The organism is Paraliobacillus salinarum (genome assembly GCF_014083865.1).
GTDB classification, from domain to species: Bacteria; Bacillota; Bacilli; order Bacillales; family Amphibacillaceae; genus Paraliobacillus; species Paraliobacillus salinarum.
Window position 1 is genome coordinate 31,949 of sequence record NZ_JACEFA010000015.1, and the last position, 26,298, is coordinate 58,246.

25 protein-coding genes and 1 riboswitch are annotated in these 26,298 nt (G+C 35.2%); of the genes, 11 read left to right on the top strand and 14 right to left on the bottom strand.

The features are described from left to right. Window positions 1-162: 162 nt before the first annotated feature. Window positions 163-2,049, top strand: coding sequence for a heavy metal translocating P-type ATPase (locus tag HP569_RS12270; protein ID WP_182201469.1), 1,887 nt, complete (start codon window positions 163-165; stop codon window positions 2,047-2,049). Window positions 2,050-2,119: 70 nt separating this feature from the next. Here HP569_RS12270 and HP569_RS12275 read toward each other — a convergent pair whose 3' ends face one another. The 4 genes from HP569_RS12275 to HP569_RS12290 form a co-directional block, all read right to left on the bottom strand. Next, window positions 2,120-2,950 (bottom strand): YihY/virulence factor BrkB family protein, encoded by an 831-nt coding sequence (locus HP569_RS12275; protein WP_182201470.1) that lies wholly within the window; start codon window positions 2,948-2,950, stop codon window positions 2,120-2,122. A gap of 75 nt (window positions 2,951-3,025) precedes the next feature. Continuing rightward, window positions 3,026-3,313 (bottom strand): hypothetical protein, encoded by a 288-nt coding sequence (locus tag HP569_RS12280; RefSeq protein ID WP_182201471.1) that lies wholly within the window; start codon window positions 3,311-3,313, stop codon window positions 3,026-3,028. A 2-nt stretch (window positions 3,314-3,315) separates the two neighbouring features. Continuing rightward, entirely contained in the window at window positions 3,316-3,786 is a 471-nt protein-coding gene (locus tag HP569_RS12285; RefSeq protein WP_182201472.1) for a low molecular weight protein-tyrosine-phosphatase, read from the bottom strand. Window positions 3,787-3,882: 96 nt separating this feature from the next. Beyond that, a complete protein-coding gene (locus HP569_RS12290; RefSeq protein ID WP_182201473.1) occupies window positions 3,883-4,605 on the bottom strand; it encodes a lysophospholipid acyltransferase family protein in 723 nt (240 codons plus the stop codon). Between the two features lie 234 nt (window positions 4,606-4,839). Between HP569_RS12290 and HP569_RS12295 the strand changes: the two genes are divergently transcribed. Next, the gene (locus HP569_RS12295) at window positions 4,840-4,971 is read left to right on the top strand and encodes a YflJ family protein (protein WP_182201474.1); all 132 of its coding nucleotides are present in this window, start codon (window positions 4,840-4,842) and stop codon (window positions 4,969-4,971) included. Between the two features lie 180 nt (window positions 4,972-5,151). Continuing rightward, complete coding sequence (gene mreBH / locus HP569_RS12300; protein WP_281366462.1) at window positions 5,152-6,159, top strand: rod-share determining protein MreBH; 1,008 nt, start codon at window positions 5,152-5,154, stop codon at window positions 6,157-6,159. 31 nt (window positions 6,160-6,190) lie between these two features. Here the strand turns inward: mreBH and HP569_RS12305 are convergent, their stop codons facing one another. Together HP569_RS12305 and HP569_RS12310 are read right to left on the bottom strand one after the other, a co-directional pair. Then, window positions 6,191-6,682 (bottom strand): PTS sugar transporter subunit IIA, encoded by a 492-nt coding sequence (locus tag HP569_RS12305; protein WP_182201475.1) that lies wholly within the window; start codon window positions 6,680-6,682, stop codon window positions 6,191-6,193. An 88-nt stretch (window positions 6,683-6,770) separates the two neighbouring features. Continuing rightward, a complete protein-coding gene (locus HP569_RS12310) occupies window positions 6,771-6,989 on the bottom strand; it encodes a YdbC family protein (RefSeq protein WP_182201476.1) in 219 nt (72 codons plus the stop codon). Window positions 6,990-7,044: 55 nt separating this feature from the next. Between HP569_RS12310 and HP569_RS12315 the strand changes: the two genes are divergently transcribed. After that, complete coding sequence (locus HP569_RS12315) at window positions 7,045-7,281, top strand: DUF2164 domain-containing protein (RefSeq protein WP_182201477.1); 237 nt, start codon at window positions 7,045-7,047, stop codon at window positions 7,279-7,281. A gap of 66 nt (window positions 7,282-7,347) precedes the next feature. Here HP569_RS12315 and HP569_RS12320 read toward each other — a convergent pair whose 3' ends face one another. After that, window positions 7,348-8,115: a TIGR01457 family HAD-type hydrolase gene (locus HP569_RS12320; protein WP_182201478.1), complete on the bottom strand. Its 768-nt coding sequence runs from the start codon at window positions 8,113-8,115 to the stop codon at window positions 7,348-7,350. 263 nt (window positions 8,116-8,378) lie between these two features. Here HP569_RS12320 and zwf point away from each other — a divergent pair, with 263 nt between their 5' ends. Further along, on the top strand, window positions 8,379-9,851 hold the full coding sequence (zwf, locus tag HP569_RS12325) for a glucose-6-phosphate dehydrogenase (RefSeq protein ID WP_182201479.1): 1,473 nt from the start codon (window positions 8,379-8,381) through the stop codon (window positions 9,849-9,851). A gap of 319 nt (window positions 9,852-10,170) precedes the next feature. Here zwf and HP569_RS12330 read toward each other — a convergent pair whose 3' ends face one another. The 3 genes from HP569_RS12330 to HP569_RS12340 form a co-directional block, all read right to left on the bottom strand. Beyond that, complete coding sequence (locus tag HP569_RS12330; RefSeq protein ID WP_182201480.1) at window positions 10,171-10,644, bottom strand: 8-oxo-dGTP diphosphatase; 474 nt, start codon at window positions 10,642-10,644, stop codon at window positions 10,171-10,173. A 196-nt stretch (window positions 10,645-10,840) separates the two neighbouring features. Continuing rightward, window positions 10,841-12,259, bottom strand: coding sequence for an NADP-dependent phosphogluconate dehydrogenase (gndA, locus tag HP569_RS12335; protein WP_182201493.1), 1,419 nt, complete (start codon window positions 12,257-12,259; stop codon window positions 10,841-10,843). Window positions 12,260-12,392: 133 nt separating this feature from the next. Further along, window positions 12,393-13,130 (bottom strand): Cof-type HAD-IIB family hydrolase, encoded by a 738-nt coding sequence (locus HP569_RS12340; RefSeq protein ID WP_182201481.1) that lies wholly within the window; start codon window positions 13,128-13,130, stop codon window positions 12,393-12,395. 499 nt (window positions 13,131-13,629) lie between these two features. Next, window positions 13,630-13,705, top strand: a riboswitch (glycine riboswitch). Window positions 13,706-13,794: 89 nt separating this feature from the next. Here HP569_RS12340 and HP569_RS12345 point away from each other — a divergent pair. Both HP569_RS12345 and HP569_RS12350 read left to right on the top strand, forming a co-directional pair. Then, complete coding sequence (locus tag HP569_RS12345) at window positions 13,795-14,067, top strand: ACT domain-containing protein (protein ID WP_182201482.1); 273 nt, start codon at window positions 13,795-13,797, stop codon at window positions 14,065-14,067. Window positions 14,068-14,082: 15 nt separating this feature from the next. Next, window positions 14,083-15,444 (top strand): PFL family protein, encoded by a 1,362-nt coding sequence (locus HP569_RS12350; RefSeq protein ID WP_182201483.1) that lies wholly within the window; start codon window positions 14,083-14,085, stop codon window positions 15,442-15,444. Window positions 15,445-15,532: 88 nt separating this feature from the next. Here the strand turns inward: HP569_RS12350 and HP569_RS12355 are convergent, their stop codons facing one another. From HP569_RS12355 to HP569_RS12365, 3 genes are all read right to left on the bottom strand, one after another. Further along, window positions 15,533-17,512: a PTS fructose transporter subunit IIABC gene (locus tag HP569_RS12355; protein ID WP_182201484.1), complete on the bottom strand. Its 1,980-nt coding sequence runs from the start codon at window positions 17,510-17,512 to the stop codon at window positions 15,533-15,535. 127 nt (window positions 17,513-17,639) lie between these two features. Then, window positions 17,640-19,571: a BglG family transcription antiterminator gene (locus HP569_RS12360; RefSeq protein WP_182201485.1), complete on the bottom strand. Its 1,932-nt coding sequence runs from the start codon at window positions 19,569-19,571 to the stop codon at window positions 17,640-17,642. Window positions 19,572-19,769: 198 nt separating this feature from the next. Continuing rightward, window positions 19,770-20,636: a DUF7847 domain-containing protein gene (locus tag HP569_RS12365; protein ID WP_182201486.1), complete on the bottom strand. Its 867-nt coding sequence runs from the start codon at window positions 20,634-20,636 to the stop codon at window positions 19,770-19,772. 139 nt (window positions 20,637-20,775) lie between these two features. Here HP569_RS12365 and HP569_RS12370 point away from each other — a divergent pair, with 139 nt between their 5' ends. Together HP569_RS12370 and HP569_RS12375 are read left to right on the top strand one after the other, a co-directional pair. Beyond that, a complete protein-coding gene (locus HP569_RS12370; RefSeq protein ID WP_220464469.1) occupies window positions 20,776-21,453 on the top strand; it encodes a CPBP family intramembrane glutamic endopeptidase in 678 nt (225 codons plus the stop codon). Window positions 21,454-21,588: 135 nt separating this feature from the next. Further along, complete coding sequence (locus HP569_RS12375) at window positions 21,589-22,845, top strand: L-lactate MFS transporter (RefSeq protein WP_246367204.1); 1,257 nt, start codon at window positions 21,589-21,591, stop codon at window positions 22,843-22,845. Between the two features lie 52 nt (window positions 22,846-22,897). On the opposite strand, the gene HP569_RS12380 is transcribed toward HP569_RS12375, so the two are convergent. Next, a complete protein-coding gene (locus HP569_RS12380) occupies window positions 22,898-25,264 on the bottom strand; it encodes a polyprenyl synthetase family protein (RefSeq protein WP_182201488.1) in 2,367 nt (788 codons plus the stop codon). Between the two features lie 284 nt (window positions 25,265-25,548). On the opposite strand from HP569_RS12380, the gene HP569_RS12385 reads away from it, so the two are divergent. Both HP569_RS12385 and HP569_RS14630 read left to right on the top strand, forming a co-directional pair. Then, window positions 25,549-25,890, top strand: coding sequence for a hypothetical protein (locus HP569_RS12385; protein ID WP_182201489.1), 342 nt, complete (start codon window positions 25,549-25,551; stop codon window positions 25,888-25,890). A 233-nt stretch (window positions 25,891-26,123) separates the two neighbouring features. Beyond that, window positions 26,124-26,298, top strand: a 175-nt coding sequence (locus HP569_RS14630; protein ID WP_182199881.1) for a transposase, incomplete at its 3' end; no start/stop codon positions are given.

Genomic DNA, 26,298 nt, shown 5'->3' on the forward strand with positions numbered 1-26,298 from the left:
TGATAATAGAATATGCTAAAGATAGTAGTAATTTATAATAATTTTAAACTATCCCACTAGAATTTATCTTAAAATGCAATAAAATCAACTGTATATTTATCTTAAATTATATTAATTATCAATTAGAATAAAAAAACAATCATATCGAAGGGGTTATTTATAATGATTATCAACAAGAGTCTATCACTAACTTTTCTTAAAAAACACCATGAATTAATTGCTGCTATCGGAAGCGGCTTAATTATTTTAGTAGCATGGTTAATAAAAGACATCATCCCTTATCCGTTTTGGGTTAGTTTAATGATAGCTGCTTTTATTATCGGCGGATACGCCAAAGCAAAAGAGGGCATAGAAGATACAATCGAACATCGAACATTGAATGTGGAATTATTAATGATCTTGGCTGCTATTGGATCAGCTACTATTGGTTATTGGGAAGAAGGCGCAATTCTTATATTCATTTTTTCTTTATCAGGTGCTCTAGAAACATATACCATGCAAAAAAGCGAAAAAGAATTATCTTCTCTTATAAATTTGCAACCAAAGCAAGCATTAGTCATCCAAGATGGGACAGAAAAGCTGATTCCCGTTGATGAGTTAAAACAACGAGATATCATATTAATCAAACCTGGTGAACGCGTTCCGGCAGATGGAAGTATTGAAAAAGGAACTTCCACGTTAGATGAGAGCGCACTAACTGGCGAAGCTTTTCCCGTTACTAAAACGAATGGTGATGAAGTTTATGCTGGAACAGTGAACTTGAGTGGCAGTTTGTATATTTCCATTACAAAGGAAATAAAAGATTCTTTTGTTCAGCAAATTATAAAGCTTGTACAAACTGCGCAACAACAGAAATCACCGTCACAACTATTTATTGAGCGATTTGAAAGTACCTATGTCAAAGTAGTCTTAATTAGTGTTGCTATTATGATGTTTTTGCCACATTATTTATTAGGTTGGAGCTGGATTGACACGTTTTACCGAGCAATGGTTTTACTTGTTGTAGCCTCACCTTGTGCACTTGTCGCATCAATCATGCCAGCAAGCTTATCCGCTATTTCGAACGGAGCAAGGAATGGAATTTTATTTAAAGGCGGCGTACACATTGAACAACTAAGTTCAGTTAATGCCATCGCATTTGATAAAACAGGTACACTCACATATGGGAAACCTACGGTAACTGACACACTATTTGATTCATCCGTAAACGCAAATGAAGTACTATCTATCGTTTCAACAATTGAAAAAGAATCAAATCATCCATTAGCACAAGCAATCGTTACTTATTGCAATCAAAACGAAATAAGATCAGATATTTCATTAGATCAAATGCAAGAAGAATCAGGAAAAGGCGTTTATGCTAGATATCAAGAAGATACATGGCAGATCGGGAATGAAAAATTGTTTGAAAAAGATAAGCAATCATTATCCTTTATTAAGGAAGGGGAAGGATTAGCGAAACAAGCAAAATCGATTGTATATATCGGTAAAAACCAGCAAATCATTGGACTTATCGCACTAAAGGATGAAGTGAGACAGGATACGAAAGAGGCAATTCAAGCGTTCAAAAAAGCTGGAATCTATACGGTAATGCTAACGGGAGACAACAATAGTACAGCGCAAGCAATTGCAGAAGAAACAGGCATTGACTCGTATATTGCTTTATGTATGCCTAAAGACAAACAAGAACAGATTGATAAATTAAAAAAATCGCATGACTCAATTGCTATGATTGGTGATGGAATTAATGATGCCCCAGCGCTTGCTACAGCAGATGTTGGAATTGCGATGGGGGCAGGAACAGATGTATCGATTGAAGCAGCTGATATTATTCTAATGCAAAATCAATTAAGTAAAATCGTACATGCGAGAAAGCTTTCCAAGCGAATGAATCGAATTGTTAAACAAAATATTTATTTTTCTATTGCTGTTATTCTTACACTAATTGTGGCTAACCTTACACAATCCATTGATTTGCCGCTTGGAGTTATTGGACATGAAGGAAGTACAATTCTAGTTATATTAAACGGATTGCGATTACTTAAATAATAATTAATAAGATCGTTGTACAACCAAAAAAGGCTAAGACAGAATGAAATAACATTTTGTCTTAGCCTTTTTATTTGCCTTTTATTTTAGGGTATTGCTCTTTTAGTAAGGCGTTAATCTCGCCACCCACTATGATAATCATTCCGGAAATAAAGAACCAAATCATTAATACAATGACACTACCTAAGCTTCCATATGTAGCCGAATAATTTCCGAGCGTCGTCACGTAATACGAAAAAGCCAGGGATACAAGTTGCCAGCCAATTGTAGCAAATACAGCACCTACTGCAACGTTTCTAAAACTCACCCGTTTGTTAGGAGCAAGCTTGTATAGTGCTAAAAGAACAACAAACAAGACAAAAGAAGAAATCACCCAACGCAACGTGTTCCAAATTTCAAGAAAACCTGCTGATAAGCCCAAAAATGAAAATATAAAAATACCTATTTGCTTTCCGAATATAGGCAGAAGGAATGCCATTACAATAACCAGCAGCATGGCAATAGTCAAGACGATCGCGATCAGGCGCGAAACAATAAAAGAACGATTTTCTTCTACATCATATGCTTTATTAAATGCTCGCATAATCGCATTGATTCCATTGGACGCTGACCATAGCGTACCAATAATCCCGATAGACAACAAACCACCATTACGCTGTTCTGATATGTGATCAATATTTGTCTCAATTAGCTCTAATATCTCAGCCGGGGCGTACGCAGAAAAGAATCCAATAACATCTACGTTATCTAATGGAATATACCCAATCAAAGTCACCAAAAAAATTAAGAAGGGAAATAGAGAAAGTAATAAAAAATAAGCTAATTGTGCCGACAATCCAGCTACATCATCTTCATTTATTCGTATAATCAATTGTTTTATAAAAGAAGCAGCTTTTTGCATACCCTATATTCGCCCTCTCAACTATTTTCTGCGCTCCACCGTATGAACCAACATTTCAACATATGATGACACTATTTAATTTATGTTTCTTTTTTCTTCGATTTGCTCAACTGTTTTTTCAAATTTGCTAATTAAAGCGATCGCTGTATCAAAACCATCAAGCATTGTTCTAGAAACCGTTTCGTATTGATTTCTAACTTCGGAAACAAAATCAGATGGATGTGTCATGAAAAAGGTTGTTTTTTGATTAACATTTTTCAATTTCCCTTTCACAGACATTCGTGTATCACGGTCTAGAAGTGTTAACGCGCCTCCAACAACAGCACCTACGATCATTCCTTTTGCTAATAGATTCTTCTTCATGTTTATACACCTCTCTCTTGTTTAATTTCCGCAAGTAGCGCTTTACAACCTTTGTCTACTAAATGATACGTGTAATCAAAGTTCTTTGTGAAATATGGATCTGGCACATTTTCCTCTTCTGCTTTCTCTACATAATCCATTAATCTAGCAACCTTTACACCCTCAACCTCTTTCTCGATCGCTTCTAAGTCATGCATGTTTTGTTGATCCATCGCAACAATATAATCGAACTTTTCCCAGTCCGCTTTCACAACTTGCCTTGCTTGCATACCTTCATAAGAGATATTTCTTTGCTCCAAAATTTTTCTTGTTCCTTCATGAGGCGGATTACCGACATGCCAGTCTCCAATTCCAGCAGAGTCAATATGGAATTTATCAGCAATGCCCTCTTCTTCTACTAATCGACGAAAAACCGCTTCTGCCATTGGAGATCTACAAATATTACCTAAACAAACAAATAATACATTTATCATATCTATACCACCTATCCTGTTAAATTAGTCTTCATTATACGAAAAAACTGCTATTATTGAAAATATTTGGCTTATTATTCCTAAACATCATGATGCCTATTTGGACTGGCTTGAAATAGCAGATTGAATGGTCTGCTGAAGCTGTTCTGCTATTGTATGACTTTTCATTTCTTTATATTGATCTGGCATGATGGGATCACATACCGTCAAACGAACATGGTCACCTTTCATTTTCATATCATTTGCTTCTAGAAGTTTATATGTACCATTTATAGCAATTGGAACGATGGGCACATTTGCTCTTGTTGCTAAGCGAAGGCTACCTGACTTAAAGGTTTGAACCTCTCCCCCACGACTTCTAGTTCCTTCTGGAAAAATCACCATAGATTGACCTGCCTTTAAGCTTGCAATCCCGTCATCAATCACTTTGATCGCAGCCCTTCTATTTGAACGATCAATAAATACACATTTCAGTTCTTCCATCCATGAAGATATGATTGGAATTTTCTTAATTTCTTTTTTTGCGATGAACCCTAATGGCTTATCAACATAGCCTAGGAGAACTAGGATATCAAACATTCCTTGGTGATTCGCAACAAATAACACCGGTCCTTCTGGAAGCTTATCCATCCCCTCAACATCAATGGTTGATTTCGTTCGTTTAAATACTTTTTGCGACACTTCTTTTGGTGTTGCGAAAATCTGACCTCTCTTTTCACTAAATGGAACATGATCCGGTATACGCCTTACCTTCATTAATTTAGGAAAACTTTTTAAAACTAATAACCCCGCATACAAATAAATAATAATTGTTTTCAAAACTACACCTCTCCAACTGAATCTATATCTCAGCTCTATATTTTTTAATTTGACATAGACCTTTATCCCATAAAAACCGCCATATTCCATAGCGCTCCTCAGATAAAATATTAGAAATAAACAGTCCACCTTCTATTATAAAATATTTTTTCCAAAGATGGAATGCACATGACTTTTCGTGAATCAATTCAGATGTTACAATGCCGTTAAGTTTGAAATGAAAGGATGAGCAATATGCATATTGGAAGTAAAGGTTGGTATGTCGAGCAGTTAAAGCGTATTGGCATTCGACGTTTGGAAGGTAGGAAAATTGAAAAATTCAAAACACCAGTCCTTGCAAATTTGCTAGACGAAAAACAAAATTAACCTAAACACGGAGGTGGCTCGTATAGCTACCTCTTTTTTGTTAAAACTAAGACAATAATGTACGGGTACAATATCATATTTAAAGGGAAATATTTATCGAAATGTTACCCGACCCCCATAAAAATTAGTAAAACTAAGAATTGCTATGATTGAAATATGAACATCATTGGAGGAAGTCGCATGTTATCAAATGCTGAAATTGGAATAGATTTAGGAACAGCAAATATTTTAGTATATACAAAATCAAAAGGAATTATTTTAAATGAACCTTCAGTGGTTGCTATTAACTCTCAAAATAATCAAGTAGTTGCTGTTGGTAAAGAAGCAAAAGAAATGGTCGGTAAAACCCCCAGGCACATCATTCCGATTCGCCCATTAAGAGATGGGGTAATCGCCGACTATGATATTACAGCACAAATGTTAAAAGAAATTTTAAAGAAAGTAAGTAAAAAAGCTGGTGTATCCATGCGAAAGCCTACTGTTGTTGTTTGTACACCTTCAGGGAGCACATCAGTAGAAAGAAGAGCCATCCATAATGCAGTAAAAAGCTATGGCGCTAAAGAAGTACACCTAATCGAAGAGCCCATTGCAGCAGCTATCGGTTCTGACCTACCGGTAGATGAGCCAATTGCTAGTGTTATTGTTGATATCGGCGGAGGAACTAGTGAAGTCGCTATTATTTCTTTTGGTGGCGTAGTGTCTTGTAAATCCGCCAGAGTCGGCGGTGACAAATTAGACGAAGAAATCATTCAGTACATTCGTCGTCATTTCAACATCTTGATCGGGGAAAGTACGGCTGAAAAAATAAAGATGGAAATTGGCTATGCGCTTATTGACCATCCTGAAGAATCCATGGAAGTAAGAGGGCGTGATCTAGTAACAGGATTACCTCATGTGATCACGGTAACCTCCACACAGATCCAAGACGCCTTACAAGAATCGCTATTATCCATTCTAGAAACAATACACGCTACTTTAGAAAGCTGTCCACCTGAACTAAGTGGTGACATTGTCGATCACGGAATTACAATCACGGGTGGTGGCGCATTGATAAAAGGCATGCAAGAATGGTTATCAAGTAAAATTCATGTTCCTGTTCACTTGGCTGACAATCCGTTAGAATCCGTTGCCATCGGTACAGGAAAATCTTTAAAAATGATTCAAAAACTACAAAAAGCAACAAAATAATGGGGCAAAGGGGTCTGACCCCTTTGTCCCATTATTTTGTGTGTACGGTTAGTACGGTTGTTTCTCCTCTTGTGACGGTTTTGGAAGTTTCTTTGTCTAGTGATTCTACTTCATTTGTTATAACAAGCGGTGTAATGGTAGCTGCTTTTTCTGCTACAAAATCTAAATCAACTGTTACCAATTTATCGCCTGCTTTGACTTTGTCTCCTTGTTTCACATGAGCCTCAAATCCTTGTCCTTCTAAAGAAACTGTTTCTAATCCAATGTGTAATAAATATTCCACGCCAGCTTCTGATAAAATACCTATCGCATGCTTCGTCGGAAACAAATTAACAATCTCGCCTGAAACCGGAGCAACAAATTCACCATTCGTAGGTTTAAAAGCAATCCCATCCCCCATCATTTTTTCTGAAAAGGTTGGATCTGGTACTTCCTCTAAAGAAACAAGTTCGCCTGTTACAGGTGCAAGCACAACTTCTGTATTAGCTGCTTCTTCTTTTTTTCCAAAAAGATTTTTAAACATAAAACTCTCTCCTCTGACTAAAGATATTGTGATCATTAATAACCTATACCCGTTATTACAACACGACAAGCTAAAAATTAAAATAAAACTAATCCAATGTTTCTAATAAAGCTTTTAACTGCTTTACTTCCTCTTCAGATAAGGTGATTCCTTTTCCCATCTTTTCATAATCAGGTGCCCAGTCCCTTAGGTCAAACTTCGGCTCGCGCTCATTCCATGAGATAAGATTTAATTCTTTTCTCCACCCCGTGCTTGATTCTGAAAGGACACCAATAGTTTTTACAATTTCATATTTTATATTCGCCATACTAATCCACCTTTTCCTTTGATATACTAAATAAAAATAGATAAGGAGCAATGTAATGTCTCATTCAATAACGTTAACGAAAGAAACAAAACAAGCACTAATAAGACAAATACAACATCATTATGAAGCAACTCACGATCTAGAAGTCGGCGAATTAGCTGCCTCTTTTACACTTGATTTCATTCTTGAAGAGATTGCGCCGATTATTTATAATCAAGCAATTGATGATGCACATGCTTATGCAATTGAAAAATTGGACGATCTCTTTGAACTCCAAAAGAGAACAAGATAATAACCATCACCATATTCAATACGTATTATTTATAGAAGAGACACGGCAGAGATCATTCTCTTTAAGTTATTCTATTGTCCACTCAGCTAAACTGTCGATGGAGTGTGTCGGCTTTACTTCTATCGTCTCTACCTCTTCTTTCGTTGTGACACCGGAATAAACTAATAAAGAGTCAATTCCAGCGTTTATTCCAGCTAGAATATCTGTATGATAGTTATCACCAATCATAAGTGTCTCTTCTTTACTAGTGCCTAGCACTTCCAAAGCTTGTTCCACTATAATCGATTCTGGTTTCCCAATAAATTTTGGTTTTACACCTGTAGTAACAGACAACACGGAAATTAATGAACCTGAACCTGGCAAGAAGCCTCGTTCTGTTGGTAATGCTACATCACCATTCGTTGCGATAAAAGTTGCACCTTTCCGGATTTCTAACGCACCGATTGCTAACTTTTCATATGTAATCGAACGATCCAGTCCCATGACTACAAAATCCACATCTTCGTCAGCTGACTGTAAACCTTCTTCAGCTAAAGCATGGTGCAAACCTTCCTCCCCAATCGCGTACACACGCGCACCGGCTTGTTGTTCAGCTATGTAGGATGCTGTTGCCATACTTGTCGTGAATACTTGCTCTTCAGTTGCTGGTACATCCATGTCTTGTAATTTCTCTGCTACCTCTTTTGGATGCTTTGTGGAGTTATTCGTCACGAATAGATAAGGCATATTTTTGTCGTGCAATTCTTTAACAAAAGCTATCGCCGCATCAATTTTCTCTGTACCTTTATACATCGTGCCATCTAAATCAATTAAAAAACCTTTATACTGCTTCATAATAAACCTCCAGCTAAATTTTAAAAAATATTTGTTATTTTCTGAATACATGATACTATAGTACATAGCTAAAAAATATATCCGTTTCTATAACACAGTGTAAAATAGTTTAACTACATTTCGTTACATGATATTGTATATTAGGTAACTAATTTCGTTTCTACAATTACACATACTATCTCTTATTGTATAACATTTTGAGATAGTCATGTAGTTAAATCAATTTATTTAATTAAATTAAAAAAGTGAGGTAGTAATAGTCAATGACATACCATACGCCAAAAGCAGTAATGATTATTTTCGGAGCGACTGGTGATTTAGCGAACCGTAAGCTTTATCCATCACTATATCGCTTATACCGAAATGGTAAGCTATCTGAGAACTTCGCCGTAATTGGTGTTGCTAGAAGACCACTTACAAATGAAGATTTTCGTAATAATATAAAGAAATCAATTGAGGAATTTGATGACCCTCATATTAACCCAGATGATTTCGCTTCGCACTTCCATTACAATCCATTTGATGTGCAAGATCTTACGCATTACCAAAAGCTAAACGCATTAATTAATGAACTAGATGAGAAACACGAAACAAATGGTAATAGATTATTTTATTTAGCTATGGCACCTAATTTCTTTGGAACAATTGCAGCTAATTTAAAATCACAAGGGGTTACAGACAATAAAGGCTGGACACGACTAATTATTGAAAAACCGTTCGGTCATAACTTTGAAACTGCGCAACAGTTAAACAACCAAATTCGTCAAGCTTTTGATGAAGATCAAATTTATCGAATTGATCACTATTTAGGCAAAGATATGATTCAAAATATTGAAGTTGTACGGTTTGCTAATGCAATGTTTGAGCCTTTATGGAACAACCAATACATTTCAAACATTCAAGTAACATCCAGTGAAACACTTGGAGTAGAAGAACGCGGACGTTATTACGATGAGTCTGGTGCATTGCGTGACATGGTCCAGAACCATATGTTACAAATGGTTTCTTTGTTAGCAATGGAACCACCAGCTAGACTTAATCCAGATGATATTCGATATGAGAAGATCAAAGTATTACGTAGCTTAAAGTCCATTGATGAAAGTGATGTAGATCAATACTTTGTTCGTGGGCAATATGATGAGGGAGAATTGGATGGCGAAAAGGTTGACGCTTATCGCGATAGTAACGGGGTTGATCCTGATTCCAACACTGAAACCTATGTTGCCGCTAAATTTATGATTGATAATTTCCGATGGGCTGGCGTTCCGTTCTATGTTCGAACAGGAAAACGCATGGCGAAAAAGTCAACAGAAATTGTGATCCAATTTAAAGATTTACCGATCAACCTCTATAAAGAAAAAGGCGACACAATTGATCCAAACTTGCTAGTTATTCAAGCACATCCAAATGAGAAGATCACCTTACACTTGAATGCTAAAAAAGGTGATTATGATACGACAAGTAAACCGATTACCATGTATTATGATAAAAATTATGCAAAAGATAGTTACTCACCAGAAGCATATGAAGTATTATTAAACGATTGCTTACATGGTGACTCAACGAACTTCGTACACTGGGATGAGGTAGCTCTCTCTTGGAAGTACATTGATATCATCTCTAAAGCATGGGAAGAGAAAAAAGCCGATTTTCCAAACTATAAATCAGGCACAAACGGTCCCAAAGCAGCTGATGAATTACTAGAAGCTAGTAACCATCACTGGTGGGAGTTATAATTTATTTTAAAAAAACAAACGCTTGTGCATTTTAATGTCCAAGCGTTTGTTTTTTTATATTTTCTGTTCCACTAATATCATCTTTATTGGCGTAACGCACATTTACCCCATCACATAGCCAAAACAAAACAAATAAAATAAGAAGCAAACAACCCTATCCCGTCAAACACAAAAATATAATCCTATTTTGTTCTTTTCAATACTTGTCTCACTAACTATCCAGTTAGCATAACAACGGTAGTAACAATTTGTTAAATTAAAGCTTCCGTTTGTGTAAAAGGTAAAATAACGCACCCTTTAGTTGAACAAGATTTTTTCGTTATGTATTCTTTATTGTGACTTTACCCTCTTTATTATCTTCATGATTCCATTCAACTTGAACCTCAAATGTTCCGTCTTCAAAAAACAATGGGAATCTTCTTCGAATAGATTCTTGCATTGGAAGGTTATATGCTTCCTCTATATTTACCCAAACTACTTTTTCTTCTGGTGGTTCTTCAAGTAGTTCCCCTTTGAAATCTTTTGTAATGTAATTAAAAATCATATATCTATCCATAGCAACTGGATTTACATATTCATAAAGACCTTTATAAATGAGGTTACATACCTCTAAGCCTGTTTCCTCTTTAACTTCTCTAATCGCACTATCTACTATACTTTCAGGAAATTCAACTTTTCCACCTGGTGGAATAAATCCTTTGAAATTATCGTGTTGTCTATCAAGTAGTAAAACTTTGTCTTCCTTTTGAATCATGCAGATCGTCCAAATTTTAAAATTTACAGAATTACTCATTTCATTCCCCCTATTTTTCATTAAAATTTCACCATATATTTATTTGTTCTTCTTAAACTAACCCGCTCCGTTAGTTTAAGAAAGTTCCTTCACAAACTCCATATTTATTTTAACATAAAATAACATCTAATTACCGTTTACTTACATCGCTTCGAAACAAAAAACCAACTCAATTATGAGTTGGTTTTTAATAGGCTTAGTCAAGCCATTCTGTATGGAATACGCCTTCTTTGTCAATACGTTGATACGTATGAGCACCGAAGTAATCGCGTTGTGCTTGTAATAAGTTTGCCGGAAGCGTTTCTGTACGATAGCTATCAAAGTATGCTAGGGCACTCGCAAAACCTGGAACCGGAATTCCACGTTCCATCGCAATAGCAAGTACTTTACGAAGAGATGACTGATATGTTTCAACAATCTCTTTAAAATAAGGATCTAGCAATAGGTTTGCCAATGCTGGATCACGGTCATATGCTTCTTTAATTTTCTGTAAGAATTGTGCACGAATAATACATCCGCCACGGAAAATCATTGCAATATCTCCATAGCGTAGGTTCCAATCATTTTCCTCAGAAGCTGCACGCATTTGTGCGAAACCTTGTGCATAGGAAACGATCTTACTCATATAAAGAGCTTTACGGATCGCTTCAACTAACTCATCTTCATTACCTTCATATGCCTTATCTTGTGCAGATGGGCCTTGAAGAATTTTGCTTGCTTTCACGCGTTCTTCTTTCATTGCTGAAATAAAACGAGCAAACACAGACTCTGTAATTACTGGTAATGGAACACCAAGATCTAATGAGCTTTGACTTGTCCATTTTCCAGTTCCTTTTTGACCAGCTGTATCTAAGATTACATCAACCATCGGCTTGCCAGTCTCTTCATCTTTTTTCGTAAAAATATCTGCAGTAATTTCAATTAGATAACTATCTAACTCGCCTTTGTTCCAATCAGCAAATACTTGGTGTAGCTTATCCGCATCATACCCTAATACATGCTTCATAATGAAATATGCTTCACCAATTAATTGCATGTCACCATATTCAATGCCGTTATGGACCATTTTCACATAATGTCCTGCTCCATTTGGCCCGATGTAAGTAACGCAAGATTCACCTTCTACTTTTGCAGAAATAGATTCAAAGATCGGCGCTACAAAATCGTAAGCTTCTTTTTGTCCACCTGGCATAATGGAAGGTCCCTTTAACGCGCCTTCTTCTCCACCAGAAACACCTGTTCCAATAAAATGAATGCCTGATTGATCCAGCTCTTTATTTCTACGAATGGTATCTTGATAAAATGTATTTCCACCATCAATGATAATATCCCCTTTATCTAACAACGGTTTTAACGACTCAATCGTTGCATCCGTCGCAGGACCGGCTTTTACCATTAACATAATTTTGCGAGGTTTTTCTAAAGAGTCAACAAATTCTTCAATTGTCTCCGCACCTACAAAGTTTTTATTCTTTGCTTCATTATTCAAAAAGTCCGCTGTTTTTTGATATGTTCTGTTGAATACAGAAACACCGTAGCCTCTACTTTCAACATTAAGCGCTAGGTTTTTACCCATTACAGCTAGGCCTATAACTCCAAATTGCTGTTTTGCCATTTTGTTCGCTCCTTTGTTATGTATTCCGTTTTCTATGATACGTGGAAACTTGCCTTCATGCAACTGATACTCCATCTACTAACTTATAACAAAACGCCCAATCATGCAATAAATAATTTTTAGAAAAGTCCAATTATTCAATCACCCATTTATTAATAGCTTGAGCTACACCATGTTTTGTGTGGTGCGTTGTAACCCAATCAGCTACCTTTTTCACTTCGTCTTGCGCATTTTCCATCGCAACACCAAAACCAGCCTCTTCGATCATCTTGATATCATTCATGCTATCGCCCATCGCCATCACATGCTTCATATTAATATCTAGTTTCGCACATAATTTCTCAATCGCTCTAGCTTTGTTAATCCCAACTGCATTCACCTCTAAATTAGTAGGGCTTGAGTTAGTGACTTCTATATCTGTTTCAACGGCTAATTCCTCTATAATACTTTCTCTAACTTTATCTTCTGTTATATCAAAGCCGTATTTTAGCCATGTGTGCGCATCATAATCACTTGGGTGTTCGTTTCTCCATACTTTATCAGTCGAAACTAACCAAGTCCAAGGACTGTATGTATGATGAATTTTTTTAAATTTATCCAAAGCTTGTTGCGGCAATGGATTTCTGTCCAAAAGCTCACCATCTGTTGTCCAAATTTCTCCCCCATTAACAGTTATGAGGTACTTCACTCCCAATGTTCTGGCATAATCCACACAGGTGCTATAATGCCTCCCGGTTGCAAATATAACTTCCACATCATTTTCTATCGCTTGTTTGATTGCGCGCTCATTTTCCTTTGAAACCGTATGATCCGTATGTAATACTGTCCCATCTAAATCTAACGCAATTAAGCGAATATTCTTTTCATTCATTAGATAAACCCTCCATTCATTTCGCTACACTAACTATACCATGAATTACGAATAATATATAAAGATATACTTGACAAACAACAATATTTATTAGATAATAGCATGTAACGCTTTACTAGATATTTATGAAGCAAGTTAGAATTTTGGCATCTGCCAATGTTTTTCAATGTATGTAAAACGGAACATTATATACGAATAGCAAGACTTATTCACACTGGATCGACTTAGGAGTCGTAAGAATATAAGAGAGGTAGGGCTTATATCGTTTAGGTTAAAAGCATCCAGGTGGAACATACCGCGGCAATTTAATCAAAAACAATTAAATTTAATTTTACACTTGTGAAAATTGGTAAGTTATTTATGAGGGATACGCAATCGCGTGTCCCTTTTCCAATTTAATGGCTTATCTATTGACGTTCCTACATGAAACTGTTACTATCTTTTTATTGATCGAAATAAATTATATACTGCGATGATTATTATGGGTTACACTATAATAGGAGCAACTTCTGGAGAGTTCGTTCTAGCGGCGCCGAAGGATTCACAATCTCAGGCAACAGGACAGAAGACATAACACAATGGTATGTATGCTGTTATTGTCGCTAGGATTGAAGAACATTCTTCAATCTTTTTTATTTTAATTTACTGATGAGGTGAAAGAAAAATGCAAAAACGTGCAGTAGTAAGTGTACTTGGAAAAGACCAGGTTGGAATTATTTCAAAAGTAACGACCGTTCTAGCTAATAATCACATGAACATCCTTGATATTAGCCAAACTATATTACAAGATTTCTTTACGATGATTATGCTCATCGATATAAAGGACACAGCAGATTTAGATCATCTAATGAAAGATTTCAAAGTAATCGAAGAAGAACTTGATCTAACAATTAGCATTCAATTAGAAGATGTATTTAAATCCATGCACCGTGTGTAAAGGAGAGAGTTAAAAATGGCAGTTGCATTTACAGAAATTCAAGAAACGATCCGTATGGTACAAATGGAAAGCTTGGACATACGTACAGTAACAATGGGCATCAGCCTTCGTGATTGTGCCGATTCGGATTTTAAAAAAGTACAAGAAAATGTTTACAATAAAATAACAACTTATGCAGCAAATTTGAAGCCTGTAGCTGAACAAGTAGAAAAAGAATATGGTATTCCAATCATTAATAAACGAATTTCCATCACACCAATCGCTGAAATTCTTGGAAACCATACACCCAAAGAAGCAGTTGAACTAGCAAAAACACTAGATCAAGCTGCTAAAAAAGTTGGCGTAGATTTTATTGGTGGTTTTTCTGCTCTTGTACATAAAGGGATTACAAAGGGAGATCAAACATTACTTGATGCATTACCTGAAGCATTAAGTGTAACCGAACGTGTTTGTGCTTCTGTATCTATTGGTACAACCAGAACAGGGATTAATATGGATGCAGTAAAACAGTTAGGAACGATCATTAAAGAAACAGCTGAGAATACAAAAGACAATAGTAGTATCGGTTGTGCAAAATTTGTTGCCTTCTGTAACCCAGTTGAAGACAACCCATTTATGGCTGGTGCTTTTCATGGCGCTGGAGAAGGAGAAGCTGTATTGAGCGTTGGCGTAAGTGGCCCTGGTGTTGTTCTTAATGCATTGAAACGTTATCCTGATGTTGACTTAGGTGAAGTATCAGACATTATTAAGAAAACAGCATTCAAAATTACGCGCGCTGGCGAATTGCTCGGTCGTGAAGTAGCGAAACGCCTTGATGTTCCATTTGGTATTATGGATTTATCCTTAGCACCAACCAATGCAATGAATGACAGTGTCGCTGAAATTTTAGAAGAAATTGGTTTAGAACGTGTTGGTACACACGGTACAATTGCCGCATTAGCATTGATGAATGATGCAGTTAAAAAAGGTGGCGCGATGGCTAGTTCGTATGTTGGTGGATTAAGTGGTGCGTTCATTCCAGTCAGTGAAGATAATGGAATGATTAAAGGGATAGAAGATAATTCCCTTACTTTATCAAAACTAGAAGCAATGACATGTGTTTGTTCAGTTGGATTAGATATGATTGCACTAACAGGTGATGTTTCACCAGAAACATTGTCAGCAATCATAGCAGATGAAGCTGCAATCGGAATGATCAACAAGAAGACAACAGCCGTACGCGTTATTCCTGTCATCGGGAAAACAGAAGGTGACACGGTTGAATTCGGTGGATTGTTAGGCCGCGCTCCAGTAATGGGTGTCAATCCATTTAGTTCAGCAAAAATGATCCAAAGAGGCGGACGAATTCCGGCTCCATTACAAGCTTTGATTAACTAAGCTAAACAGCATATATTTTAATTATATTTCTCTCAAAAGAAACAGTTAGCTCACGATTCACGTGTACTAACTGTTTTTTGTTCATCATCTATTTAATTTCATCTAACAATTCATATGCTTCTTCTTTTGAGCGTACATCTAATAACTTGTCACGGAATGCATCATCCATTAACTTACGTGATAACATTTGAAGTATTTTTAAATGCGCATCCCCTTCTGCATGCTTTGGTACAGCAATCATAAAGATCAGCTTAGCCATAGATCCATCCAAACTATACCAATCTACACCTTCTGATTTAATTCCAAAAACAACACGAGGCTTTGTAACAGCATCAGATTTTCCGTGTGGTATAGCAACATTCATACCGATCCCTGTACTACTTTCTTCTTCACGAGCTAAGATAGCTTGCTTAAAGCTCCGTTTGGAAGTTACAGCACCATTTTCATCAAGTTTTTCTATCATTTCATCAATAATATCATCTCTCGAATCAGCTTTTAATTCCGTATCAATTAAATCTATTGTTAAAATATCTGTCAGCTTATTTATTTCAACGGATTGTGCTTTATTCTCTTCACTTTTAGTCTGTTTTATTTCTTCAGTGTGATGATTGTCTTCCGCCTCACCTTTCGCCTTATCCTCTGCTCCAACAGTTTCATTAGAAGAATAAACATCTTTTTTAAGTAATTTGATCATAAATGCCGCAACAAAAGAACCAACGATAATTGCTACAAAGAACATAAACACATTATCGACCGCTCCTAAAAATCCTACAATGGGACCTCCGTGAGCTACTCGGTCACCTACGTTACTCACCATTGCTATAACAGAACCGGTCATTGAACCAATCATAATACTAGGAATCACCCGTAATGGATCTTGAGCAGCAAATGGGATGGCACCTTCTGTAATACCAAACAGACCCATTGTAAATGATGCTTTACCAGTTTCACGCTGTGCAGATTCAAATTTATTTTTAAACATAAACGTAGCAAGTCCCAGACCAATTGGTGGTACTGCTATAGCAACAGCAATTGGCCCCATAATTTCATAGTTTCCTTCTGCGATCATTGCAGAACCAAATAAGAAAGCAACTTTATTTACTGGACCACCCATATCAAAGGAAATCATGGCACCTAATATCAATGCTAACAAGATTGAGCTTGTTCCTTGCATACTCGCTAACCAGTTTGTCAGTGACTCAAATACTTGTGCGACTGGAGCTCCAATTAAAAGAACAAATGCTAAACCTACAATAAGTGAAGCTAATACAGGTATAATTATAATTGGCATGATAGGCTGTACCATTTTTGGCACTTTAATTTTCTTAATCCATAACGCAACATAACCAGCTATGAAACCAGCTATAATTCCTCCTAAAAACCCTGCACTTGCTTCACTACCATAAAAACTCCCGTTTGCTGCAATAAAACCACCGATCATACCTGGTGCTAAACCGGGACGATCCGCAATACTATAAGCGATATAACCAGCTAGTATTGGAACCATAAAACTAAAGGACGCAGCACCTATTTGTTCAATTGTCTTCCAAATAGAGTCTTCTGGTATTTTAATGCCACTTTCACCAGGTACACCGCCAATGGTTAGGGAGATTGCAATTAATAACCCACCGACGACAATAAATGGAATCATAAATGATACACCATTCATTAAGTGGCGATAAATCGGATTTTGTTTATTGTTATCTGCACGCGTTGGCATTTTTTCTTTACTATGACCGTTATTAGAATTCCCTTGATAAACTTCAGCTTTGTTATCTTTTATTTTTTTTATTAACTTCTCAGGATTACGAATCCCTTCTTGTACTCCTACAGCAACAAGCTTCTTACCGATAAATCGATCCTTATTTACTGTTTTATCCGCTGCAATAATGACACCATCTGCTTCTTCAATATCTTTGGCGGACAGTTCATTCTCGACACCAATAGACCCCTGTGTTTCGACCTTCATGTCAAAACCTAATTCAACTGCGGCTTTCTGCAAATTCTCAGCAGCCATATAGGTATGAGCAATACCGTTTGGACATGAGGTAATCGCTACCAATTTCATAAAAAATTCTCCTTTCATATTACTGTTACATTGGTAGTTTAATTTAAAATTAAAACAAATAAAATTTTAATTCCTTCCGTTTCTGTGGTAAAAATAGTTTTATTCATATTGGTATACTCGTTTTAAATTAAATGTTTTTTAGGAATTTTAATTTATTTGTTTCTTTTATCAAACTTTCCACAAGAGTTGGCTGCTCTGTCAAAACTGTCAGACGTCGAAAAAGCTCTTTATTATTAATTGCTTCATTTTTAATAGCTAGCATAAATACTAGAGATACTTTCTCTCCATCCCAATCGATCGGTTGTTCTAGTGTAGCTACAGCTATCGTTGAATGTATAACTAAATTTGGATCAGCGTGTGGAATGGCAATCCCACCACCTATTGTTGTTGCTGAGTTTTTTTCTCTAATCAACACTTGATGGGGATAATCCTTTTCAACGTAGCCTTTTTCATATAAATGGGTGGCTAGCTGTTCAATTAACTCAAAATAATGGCTGACGTTAACCTGCAAAAAGACAAAATCAGGATCAATAAATTGGCTTAATTCATTTTTATCTACTTGTTTATTTGATTGTTCTTTAAACATGTGCATTAGTTTGTTTTCATCGGCTTTCGTAAATAGAGGAGAAACAGTCACTTCACGATGTTTCTTTAATCCAATTGGAGTGGTTGTTACAATTAAATCTGGATTGTGCTCTAACAAAAAATCAGATAATTCTCGTTTTGCCAATGTAGCTAAAATTTTTATAAACGGAAAACGCACATTAATTTTTGAACGAAGAATTTCAGATACCCCAATTCCCAGATGGCAAACAAGGACAATTTCAGGGTCTTTTTGTTTTTTGTGGCGTATCCTCTCTGCAGCTGCTTGATAATGCAAGGTCAGGTAAGCAACCTCATCTTCCGGTAATTCATGAGGTATTCTGCTTTTCATATCTTGCAAAACAAATAGAAGTGTATTAAACATGTAAGGATACATTTTCTTTATATCTTGCACTAGAGGGTTATGCATATGCAAACTAAGGCTTAATCGAGTAAACATTGTGTATAGATGAATCTTCAACCCTTCTAATAATTGACGATCCTGTTTAAATGGAATTAATGTAATAATAGTCAATCGCTTAGATAATTCATTAGAAATATCTATTGCTGTCTTTTCCATCTCTACATCTAATAATCGAGGCTCAGCCTTATTAATATGAATCTTTGCCCCTAACATTTGCATAGACAAATAGATTATTTCATTATGAGGAATAGATACGTTAAATGCATTACCAATCTCATAAACAAATTTACTAATCCACTTATATTCAGCTTTTTCCTTTATATATATTTCTTCTTTTTCTGTAATAGTGACAAATTGCCTCATTTTAGAACGTTTAACCATTAATAATAAATACGTTGTGATGTTTTCAAAGCTGTCATCTGTTAGAAAAAAAGAATACTTTTCTTGAAACTGGGTTAATTTTTTTCTCAAAATATCTAACTCATGAGCTTGAAAATAACGATAAACAAAAGGTGAAGAAATATATTTTCTTGAATCTAATTGATCTAGCGTAGCTAGAGCTACTCTTCTGTTCTGTTCTGAACCTTTAAGTGAGATCCCTATACGCTGTCTTATCATTATGCGAAGATCTATTTTTGCAAACCACGGTTCAAGTAATTCTAGCGCTTTTTTTATAGCAGTTTTCGCAACATAAAAATCTTTAGCAAGATCTTGAATGGATGTTGGAGATTCATTCATTACTAATTGATAGGCTAATGCCATCAAGTCATCATCTACTAAATCATTCTGATCGAATTGCTGTTTGTTTTGTTGATGCAAAAACTGATAAAGTTGCGTTAACTCGTCTTTTTCTATGTTTATAGAAATACCTGCCCCAGGCTTTCTAATTAACTTAGCTTGGTAATGATTATCTAGAAACGCTTCAATTATTTTACAATCATTGCGTATCGTTTTTTCGGAACAAGATATCTTCTCTGCGATATCCCTGATTAAGATATATTCTCTCTCTTTTAACAAGAGCAAACGAAGAATTTCATATTGTCTCGTATTCAAGTGATTCAACTCCTTTATCATGAATCACATTACCATAGATTAATTTCTGTGCAAACTTTGATGGTTCTAAATTATTACATAAAAAAAGACTCGAGTTAGAGTCTTTTAAATGAAACAATTTATTCATGTAGTCAACTATCATCTCATCGCTATTTTTAATTAGTGAACCTTTATCTTTAAAGAACTAAAAAAATAAAATTAGCTATTTATATCTTTTCTAGTAACTGAATCAAAATACATGACCGCACCGCCTACTGTTGTAAACAAAGTGGTTAGCAAAATAGCGATATTGATTAGAATACCATACAACACACTTGCCCCTAATAATAATCCGCTAAGTTCAAACACCAAATTAACTACGAGTGTTATGAGAATAAATACTACATATAATAAGAACAATTTCCATGTTCTACCTTTTGTTAAATTCCAGCTTACAGTTAACCCTGGAGCAACACGATCAAACAATACTGCCGGTAAATAAAAGCTCCAACGGGTAAATAACAAGCCAAACCCAACAAATCCGATTAGAAGTAAAATAATAATGATCCCTATCCCTGCTAACGGATCAGCAAACATAGTGGTGATGCCAATTGTAATAATAAGCATTGTCGGGATAAATAAAATCCCAAACACAATAACCCCCAACAACAAAGTGCTCCATAAAAGTGGCCAAAAACGTGTGAATGCCTTTTTAATTAATTCACCAACCGTATAGGCTTCATCGTCTTTTACTCGTTTCACTAATAAAATGATCGACGCAGATAAAATCGGATAAAAAATGAGCGCCAATAAAGTAATAATAGTCATCGTAATATCTTCTGGAAGTGATGTGACTAACATAGGATCTTCATAAGTTTCGAAGGACGCATCCAGCAATTGGCTATAATTCATATCAACAAAGAAACCACGTCCGCCAATTAACTCACCTAATGCTTGTAATAATATGATTGGTCCCATAAAAATAAGTGCAATTAAAAATAATTTCGAAAAGTGCTTTTTGGTAATTTGAATCGTTGTTTCTAAAATCTGTGCAAAACGCATTGGCTTATCAAACATTTCTTTCATTCTGTTCCTCCTTTAAAAAACATCTATGGATTATTTTATCATTATTTCTTATTTATTAACATATCATTGGAAATATTCATTAAAAATAAGCTTAATGGTATAATACAAGATATCAATGTATAACAAAGAGGGATAAAACATGGCCAGACCTAAACATGCGTTCTCCATTATTTTATTTATTTCTATTGGATGTATTGTTATGGCTTGGGTTGATGCGATCTGGGTACCAGATTATCAGATTAAGTCTGCAATTAAATTACTCTTATTTTTGCTATTACCCATTCTCTATACCTTAATGGACAAAAACACTTCATTTATTCGTTTGTTTATTTTTAAAAAAGAGACAATATTATTCCCCATCCTTCTAGGTATAGGCATCTATGCACTTATAGTAAGCTCCTACTTTTTAATCGGTCCTTTTTTTGATTTATCCAACATCACATCATCTCTTGAGTCAAACATCGGTGTATCTAAAAGTAATTTTGTTTTTGTAGCCTTGTACATTTCCTTTATTAATTCATTATTAGAAGAATTTTTCTTTCGAGGGTTTGCATTTTTAACATTAAAACAAGTTTCTAGTCGTAAATTTGCATATTTATTCAGTGCCGGACTATTCTCTATTTATCATGTCGCAATCATGATTCAATGGTTTAACATCAGCTTGTTTATCCTCTTGATTGTTAGCTTATTTATTGCAGGCATTTTATTTAATTGGCTAAATGAGCGAAATGAGAATATCTATACTTCATGGTTTGTGCATATGGCAGCAAATTTTGCGATCAATACGATTGGATTTATTTTATTTGATATCATTTAAATTGGTTGTAATCACTTTCAACAAAAAACCCCATTATTCGTGAGAATGTTCACATAAAAGTCATTCTATATTTACTTTTTTTTTGGTATAGTATTACATGACAAACATACTACATAAACACATATGGAGGTTTCTATGAAAAAAAATCGTTGGCTTATTGCCCTATCCGCAATTGCAATTCATTTATCCATTGGTTCAGTATATGCATATAGTGTTTTTAAAAACCCTATGTCCGATGCATTAGGATGGAACAGTAAAGAAGTTACACTTTCGTTTACAATCGCTATCGCCTTTCTAGGTTTATCAGCAGCTACATTAGGGAGATTCGTAGAAAAGTGGGGTCCTAGAAAATCTGCTATGCTTGCAGCTATTTTATTTTCTTCCGGTATGATTGGATCAAGCTTTGCTATAAGTCAAGAATCGTTAACATTATACTATCTAACTTATGGTGTGCTTGGAGGAATAGGACTTGGTGTTGGATACATTGCTCCTGTTTCTACATTAGTAAAATGGTTCCCTGATCGTCGTGGTCTTGCTACAGGAATGGCAGTAATGGGATTTGGTGCTGGATCATTGATCGCTAGTCCTGTTGCAGCAGAATTAATTGCAGTAGTTGGTCTTTCTAGAACATTTCTTATTTTAGGGATTACTTATCTTGTTTTAATGCTAGCCGGTGCTTCTTATATTGTTCGTCCACCTGAAGGTTATTTACCAAAGGGAATGGAAGAAGGGGCTGAAACAAACAAGAAGAAAAAAATCAAAACAGATTTGTCCCAATTAACTGCAAATGAGGCAATTAAAACAAATCGTTTCTGGTTGCTTTGGGTGATGATGTTCATTAATATTTCTTCTGGAATTATGCTTATTTCCATCGCATCACCACTTGGGCAAGATAAGGTAGGCATGTCTGTTGTAGCAGCCGCTTCAATGGTCGGAATTATGGGATTCTTTAATGGATTAGGAAGAATTGGTTGGTCATCTATTTCGGATTACTTAGGCCGAAGCAATGTATTTATTCTATTCTTTGGTGTACAAACTGTATTATTCTTTCTATTACCTAATATCTCTAACCCGATATTATTTCAGCTATTTATTTTCGTTATTATTTCTATGTACGGTGGCGGTTTTGCTTGTTTGCCTGCATTTATTGGAGACCTATTCGGAACAAAGCAACTCGGAGCAATTCATGGTTACTTACTAACTGCATGGTCATGTGCAGGTGTGTTCGGTCCAATGCTTGTAGCTACAATCAATGACGCGACACAAAGCTACAATGTAACATTCTATATTTTTGCCGGATTACTTGTTGTAGCATTAGCAACATCTCTTATTATGCGCTTTAGCATAAATAGTGAGAAACAGAAAAATTCTGAAGTTACTCAATCCGCTTAATTTATAACAGGAAGCCTACAATTCTAGGTTTCCTGTTTTTTAGATTTATTGTTTAATAGTCACGCTCAATGAAGTAATTTAAAAGATAGGTTAAAAAATGATAGGCTGCAGGTAATTGATCTAATGATTCTTGCGCTTTACAATAATGATCCCACATTTTTTTCTTAGCTCCTATCACTCCGAGTATAGACACGAAAGTAGAACGCTTATTCTGTTGATCCATCCCACTTGCTTTTCCAAGCAGTTCGCTATCGCCTTCCACATCTAATAGATCATCTTTAATTTGGAAGGCAACTCCTGCATGGTAAGCAAACTGTTTTAGCAGCTGTTTTTCTTCGTCACTTATACCAACCAGTATGGCTGGCATTAATAAAGATGCCTCAAAACCTAAACCAGTTTTATAAAAACACATTGTATTTAATTGCTCTAATGTTAGCTTGGTATCTTTGGAATCTAGATCCATTGCTTGCCCTTTACACATATTTGCAGTCACTTCAGATGCATATCTTATCAATTCAAGTACTTTTTCAGGATCAAACGCTGATAAAGATGCTTGTTCATAAGTAGCTCGCTGTGTAAGAAACAAACCTGTTAATTCACCTACAGCTTGATTGTAAACTTCATGGACTGTTGTACGCCCCCGTCGAACAGAAGCATTATCTTGTGCTGGAAGATCATCAAAAATAAGTGATGCCGTATGCATATACTCTAATGACTTTAATAAAGGAGCAATAGCTTCTTTATCTAGGTTATAAGCCTTTGTTGCTATCATCCATGACATAACTGGTCTTAATCGCTTGCCGCTTCCTTGCAGTGTGTAATTAGCGGCATCTGTTATACTCTCTGATAATTGCTTCGGTTGATTTTCGTTTGACACCTGAAGAAATTGATTTAAATCCTCCCGAACTGTTTTGACTTCTACTTTAAAGTTTTCCTTTTCTTCTTGCTCCACCTGAAATGTCTCAAGCATATTATCTCTTATTCTTTTATCGAAAAAATCTACATCATTAGCTTTTTGCACCATTTGCTCGATAAGACGCTGTAATTCTTTGTTATCCAATGCTACGTTTTTCATCATTTTCCTATATTGTTTCTCACCGTTTTTTCGCTTGAATCTTTTCAAACCATTTATTGCACGGTCTAAAATAATTTCACAAACAAGCGGGTCAGATTGATTAACATCATACATAAAGTATGAAACGACATTCCAATATAACGCAAATGGATTTACTAAATCAGGACGGGTATCTTTATAAGTTAAGTAGTACGTGTAAGGCGTGACAGCTCCAGCTTCTAGATCGTCAAACACATCAGAAAAATCATCAGATAACTGATTATAGATTCCATATAAGAAAGTACGTTCTTCTTTATCTTCATCTTCATCAGCGCTCAAAACCGTTCTTGTAATTAACCTTGATGAAGCTGACTTTAAAATGATTGGGAGATAAATATCTTTATTGTTGTAACTCGAATTGTCCAATTGCTTCACACGATCTAACTCTTGTGATTGAAAAAATACATAAGCCTGCTCAAAAAACTTATCAACTGATGATTTATTTTGCTGAGAAACAATATACTCAAACGCTTTACTTAATTCACTATATACAAATAGCATTAATTCTCGATTTTTTCCTGGCCATGTGTTTATTTTAGGAACTGATCGAGTAAGAAGTGCTGCTTCTATCATTTTAGAAAACTGCTTTTTCTCCTCTATAGACAATAGATTAGAATCTAGTAAATCATCAATAAACGGATAAGTTAAACCATACGCGTATCCTAGTCGAACCGCTTGATCTAATTGCTTTACTCGTACGTCATGACTGACATTATCATCTAAATCTTCGAGCACTTGCATAACTACTCCTACGATAGTCTTAATTAATTTTCTTTTGGCATGTGCCGCATTTATTTCTTTAGGAAAATATTGTGTAATCATACTTATTTTCTCGAACACCCAAATGATCGCTTCTTCGATTTGTTCTTTCTGTGCCCAACGATAAACATAATTGACATTAAAACAAGAGAGCGAGTCATCTCCTTGATCGATTTGGTGCTTTAACTTTTCTACATCTTTTGAAATACGTTGCTTTGTTTGTGATTCACTAATGTCTTTTCCTAAATCACGCATATAAATATATGCAATACTTCGTTCTAAATAATTGTCTAGCTTCCCTTTTTCTCCAAGCCATTTCAGATATTTTTCATCTTTTTGCTTGGCCAATCTTTTCTTCTCAATAAATAACAATGAAGCAGAAAATATGGAGGTATGCTTTTGCTTCCAGCGCTTTATATCTTTTATTAAATTAACATCATATGTGCTCTTTTCCATATTAGAAAGAAGTGTTTCATAATAATTTTTCGCTTTTTCTTCTGATCGCTTGTAATACTTAGCTACAGTTTTATTTTGATCATGGTTCATTCTATACACCTCTTACGATTTATCATTTTACTTAAAGTATATGTAGCCATTATGCATGAATTAAAAACATTCATCTTATCATAGCACTTATTTTGCTTACATATAAAAAAGAAAGCACTGATGAACAGCTTCGGTTCCGTTACCTATCACAAATATTAGACATGTAATTTAATTGGCTGTTTAGTTGAATAGGTAAAATTTGAAAGAAGTGAAACTTTAGTTTATTTATATTCGTATATTTATTACGAGCTAATTATTATGAAACTTGAAAGGTGGAATTTTAAATGGACAAAGTGAATGGTATAGAAATTTATGAAGCGCAAAATCGAACTGAGTTATTAGCAGGTTTAGAGGCAAAGTCGGAAAATATTCTTATTAAAGGAGACTATTATAAAGAAGTAAGAAATATTATGGATACTCATCTTCCAGAGCATGAAAGTATAGGAGTGGGATTAGGAAGTGCAGGTATGTTATCAATTCTTAATTATGCAGTGGAAGCAGTAAGAACTTCATTCAGTGATGCAGATAAAATTGATAAAAAAATTGACAGAAGGTTAAATTTATACAAGGTTAAAAAGATTACAGATGATAGTTTATTATTGAGCTTAAAGCAGTTAGATTATTAGAACTTGCATATAACTTTGTAAATTCGTATTTCACTAATGCTACTCCTATTGAAATTGTGAAGTGATTCTTTTAAACTAACAGTGTAGTTTAGTGGGAAAAGTGAAAATTAAAATAGTTAATCTATGGCTCAGTTCCTATCGAACTAAGCTATTTTTTTAGAAATAAAAAAGCACCGCAAATGTACTGCACCCCAAAAGTTAGAGTGAAAATCTAACTTTTGGGGTGTATTTTTATGGCTAAATATAGTGAACAATTTAAATTAATGCTAGTAAAAGAATACCAAGATGGAAAATTGGGTTATGATATATTAGCAAGGAAGCACGGTATGAAAAGCAGTTCACCATTAAAAAGATGGGTAAAGGTATTTGAGAAATTTGGAGTGGAGGGATTAATGAGGAAAAAACATA

Coding starts and splice junctions, on each gene's coding strand:
- HP569_RS12340 (WP_182201481.1), bottom strand. CDS start 13,130: ATGAATGAAAAGAATATTCGCTTAATTGCGTTAGATTTAGATGGGACA.
- HP569_RS12330 (WP_182201480.1), bottom strand. CDS start 10,644: ATGAGTAATTCTGTAAATTTTAAAATTTGGACGATCTGCATGATTCAA.
- HP569_RS12365 (WP_182201486.1), bottom strand. CDS start 20,636: ATGAAAGAAATGTTTGATAAGCCAATGCGTTTTGCACAGATTTTAGAA.
- HP569_RS12310 (WP_182201476.1), bottom strand. CDS start 6,989: ATGGCGAATATAAAATATGAAATTGTAAAAACTATTGGTGTCCTTTCA.
- mreBH (WP_281366462.1), top strand. CDS start 5,152: ATGTTATCAAATGCTGAAATTGGAATAGATTTAGGAACAGCAAATATT.
- HP569_RS12355 (WP_182201484.1), bottom strand. CDS start 17,512: ATGAAATTGGTAGCGATTACCTCATGTCCAAACGGTATTGCTCATACC.
- HP569_RS12380 (WP_182201488.1), bottom strand. CDS start 25,264: ATGAACCATGATCAAAATAAAACTGTAGCTAAGTATTACAAGCGATCA.
- HP569_RS12305 (WP_182201475.1), bottom strand. CDS start 6,682: ATGTTTAAAAATCTTTTTGGAAAAAAAGAAGAAGCAGCTAATACAGAA.
- zwf (WP_182201479.1), top strand. CDS start 8,379: ATGACATACCATACGCCAAAAGCAGTAATGATTATTTTCGGAGCGACT.
- HP569_RS12275 (WP_182201470.1), bottom strand. CDS start 2,950: ATGCAAAAAGCTGCTTCTTTTATAAAACAATTGATTATACGAATAAAT.
- HP569_RS12375 (WP_246367204.1), top strand. CDS start 21,589: ATGAAAAAAAATCGTTGGCTTATTGCCCTATCCGCAATTGCAATTCAT.
- HP569_RS12315 (WP_182201477.1), top strand. CDS start 7,045: ATGTCTCATTCAATAACGTTAACGAAAGAAACAAAACAAGCACTAATA.
- HP569_RS12345 (WP_182201482.1), top strand. CDS start 13,795: ATGCAAAAACGTGCAGTAGTAAGTGTACTTGGAAAAGACCAGGTTGGA.
- HP569_RS12370 (WP_220464469.1), top strand. CDS start 20,776: ATGGCCAGACCTAAACATGCGTTCTCCATTATTTTATTTATTTCTATT.
- HP569_RS12270 (WP_182201469.1), top strand. CDS start 163: ATGATTATCAACAAGAGTCTATCACTAACTTTTCTTAAAAAACACCAT.
- HP569_RS12320 (WP_182201478.1), bottom strand. CDS start 8,115: ATGAAGCAGTATAAAGGTTTTTTAATTGATTTAGATGGCACGATGTAT.
- HP569_RS12295 (WP_182201474.1), top strand. CDS start 4,840: ATGCATATTGGAAGTAAAGGTTGGTATGTCGAGCAGTTAAAGCGTATT.
- HP569_RS12285 (WP_182201472.1), bottom strand. CDS start 3,786: ATGATAAATGTATTATTTGTTTGTTTAGGTAATATTTGTAGATCTCCA.
- HP569_RS12280 (WP_182201471.1), bottom strand. CDS start 3,313: ATGAAGAAGAATCTATTAGCAAAAGGAATGATCGTAGGTGCTGTTGTT.
- HP569_RS12350 (WP_182201483.1), top strand. CDS start 14,083: ATGGCAGTTGCATTTACAGAAATTCAAGAAACGATCCGTATGGTACAA.
- gndA (WP_182201493.1), bottom strand. CDS start 12,259: ATGGCAAAACAGCAATTTGGAGTTATAGGCCTAGCTGTAATGGGTAAA.
- HP569_RS12385 (WP_182201489.1), top strand. CDS start 25,549: ATGGACAAAGTGAATGGTATAGAAATTTATGAAGCGCAAAATCGAACT.